Annotated in this window: 2 protein-coding genes; one reads left to right on the top strand and one right to left on the bottom strand. The window is 39.8% G+C overall.

Annotated elements, in window-relative coordinates:
* Positions 1-587: 587 nt before the first annotated feature.
* The gene (locus ACWB0I_RS10325; RefSeq protein WP_479387983.1) at positions 588-1,529 is read right to left on the bottom strand and encodes an OmpA family protein; all 942 of its coding nucleotides are present in this window, start codon (positions 1,527-1,529) and stop codon (positions 588-590) included.
* Positions 1,530-2,172: 643 nt separating this feature from the next.
* On the opposite strand from ACWB0I_RS10325, the gene ACWB0I_RS10320 reads away from it, so the two are divergent.
* A partial coding sequence (locus tag ACWB0I_RS10320) for a LacI family DNA-binding transcriptional regulator (RefSeq protein WP_479387982.1) occupies positions 2,173-2,619 on the top strand: 447 nt, incomplete at its 3' end.

Raw genomic sequence — 2,619 nt, 5'->3', positions numbered from 1 at the left:
CTTTTTTTAATAAATATTTTGTTTTTAATTTTTGTGTGGTTCTACCTTAATATACAAAAAAAGCTAAATTTACCAAGTTTAATTCGTTATTATTCAAGGTTTTAAATACTTAGCCTGACGGCTATGGCCGGGAGATGGGTTTTAAAATAAAACTCACCTTCCCCCCATCTTTTTCATAAAGAGAAAGGGTTGAATATGAAGTAGATAAAATTAAACACTAATGTATTTAGTTGCGTAAATTTCAACTGTTTGGACAGCCCCATGCAACACGTTTGTGATCAGGTTATTTGATAGACTTCTGCAAAATTGCATTAATTGTCATTCTGAGCGAAGCGAAGAATCTCATAAGTTAAATAAAAACAGTGGATTCTTCGTCGCTTCGCTCCTCATGGCGGAAGCCATCCCTTTTGGGAGAATGACAGCCACAGTTTAATTTTGCAGAAGTCTTCAGGTTATTTGACAAAAAGGATAACGAAAATAAAAGTTCACATTTTGTGCAAAACACCTCCACAGCCGTTTCCCAAAGTTCGCTCACACAATGCCATTTGTAAAATGATCGTTAAACACACAACCTTACCGCCCTACATCTACTCTTCCACAATTTCAACTCTTCTGTTTTTCGCTTTTCCCTTTTCCGTTGAATTACTGGCCACCGGCGCCACCGGGCCAACGCCATAGGACTTTAATTGATCGCTTTTGACGGCATATTGGGTTACCAGTTCATGAACCACGGCTTCTGCTCTGGCCTGCGACAGCTGCAGATTATCATCAAAATTCCCAACATTGTCCGTATGTCCAACAATAAAAAACGTTTTTTCTGGATGGGCGTTCAGAAATTGCGCAATATTTTTTAATGCCTGGCCAGATTCAGGCTTTATGCTGGATTTACCCGAATCAAAGTGGATGCCATATATGGCAATATGTCCGTCTTTAGAAAGACCTTCTTCCAGATTCTTTACCGTAACCAGACCTTTATCCATCGCTTTTACTTCAATGGCATCGAACGTAATGAGCGGAAAATTCCAGTTTGTAACGTAAACCACCACATAAACATCCTTATCGTCTATTCTCTTTTTTGCGGAAAGATAGGCGAACTCACCCTCCCTGAAGTCTGGTTTTAGGGCGTCCCGTGACAGGGCATTCAACCCGTTAAATTCACCGATATAAAGCGCCTCGCTTAAATTAACGCCGCAGTTGGTTTTATCCAGAACAAGTAAAATCTCAAAGCCGGCCTCTTTTAAAGCCTGCTCGTAACTTTTATAAATTTCAAAAACGGAGTGTTGCGGCTGAGACGAATATTGGATGCGCGTAATTTTACCGTCGATTTCATATTTTTCTAATTTGTTGTCTTGCAAAAAAAGCATGTAATATCGATCAAAATTCTTGACCTCATAAAACTCCATTACCGATCCGCTGAATCGACTGACCAGCGGATAATCTTTTCCACCCTGCACGTCGCTTGTTCGTTGCGCCCAGAGATTGGTTGAAAAGAACAACAAAACGGCCGTAAAAAACAATGCTTTTTTCATCGCTGAGTCTCCTTTTTTAAAAGTTAAACATGTGGTTGTGAATAAATGATTGATGCCTTTGTAAGTGTGTTGGAGTACAAGGCTAAAAAACTGTGTTCAAATAGGTAAGAGATTCTTGAACCGTTTTACAGCCACTGTCAAAAGCACACTAAAGGTCTGATTTTTCTTTAAAATTACAACGATTCTTCAAATTAAATCGTTATTGTTCCTTCCTTCACAACAGTCTTAACTTTCATTTCGTCCGCTATTAACAATACTTTAAAGATTAATGAAGATAGTAAAGAAATGTGGCTTAAAAAAACAGGCATGCAAGCTGATAAAAAAATAAGTACAAATCTACGCCAGCCCCTCTCCACCCCTGGCTGAAAACAAAAATCTTTTCCCAATGGTTCCACTTTACACGGGCATTTCCATGCTGAATTTTACTAAAATGTACCATTTGTTATTAGACACATCTCAATAAATCGCTGTAATTTGTGTTTTTTATGTTCATAGATAATAGTAGATTTTTTTATTAGAATCGGTAAGAAAATGCCAGCCCCCACGTTAAATAGGATTTCAATTTTAAAAAAAATTTGACAACAGATAAATCCGATCGTACATTTAGTTACCGGTTAAGTAAACGTTTAATATAGGGCGCAATGTGAATAAATATCGTAACATTACACTTCAGGACCTGGCTAATGAACTCAAGGTCTCCAAGGTAACCATTTCCAAAGCCTTGCGCGATCATCCCGATATTGCCCCCGAAACCAAGCAGAAGATCAAACAACTGGCGCAAAAACGGGGCTACACGCCCAATGTCATGGCTCGTAATCTGGCCGCGAGGCGCACGTTCACCATTGGCCTGGTCACGCCTAAAATTGCCCACTCCTTTTTCGCCAGCGTCATCGAAACTTTTTACCATTGCGCCTTTGAGAAAGGCTATGAAATTGTGCTGATGGTTTCTCAGGAAGACGAGGCGAGACAACGCAAGCACTTACAAACCCTGATGGCCATGAGGGTGGACGGCCTGCTGATCTCCATAGCCCGAAATACACGAGATTTAACCATTTTTAAAGAAATCCAAAAGCGTCGCATCCCGCTGGTC

Source organism: Caldithrix sp. (assembly GCF_056497305.1).
The sequence above is the reverse complement of the archived record's forward strand: the minus strand, read 5'-3'. Positions and strand labels throughout refer to the sequence as shown.

Bases quoted from the DNA above. Each gene is read 5' to 3' on its own strand.
- ACWB0I_RS10325 (WP_479387983.1), bottom strand. From the start codon at position 1,529: ATGAAAAAAGCATTGTTTTTTACGGCCGTTTTGTTGTTCTTTTCAACC.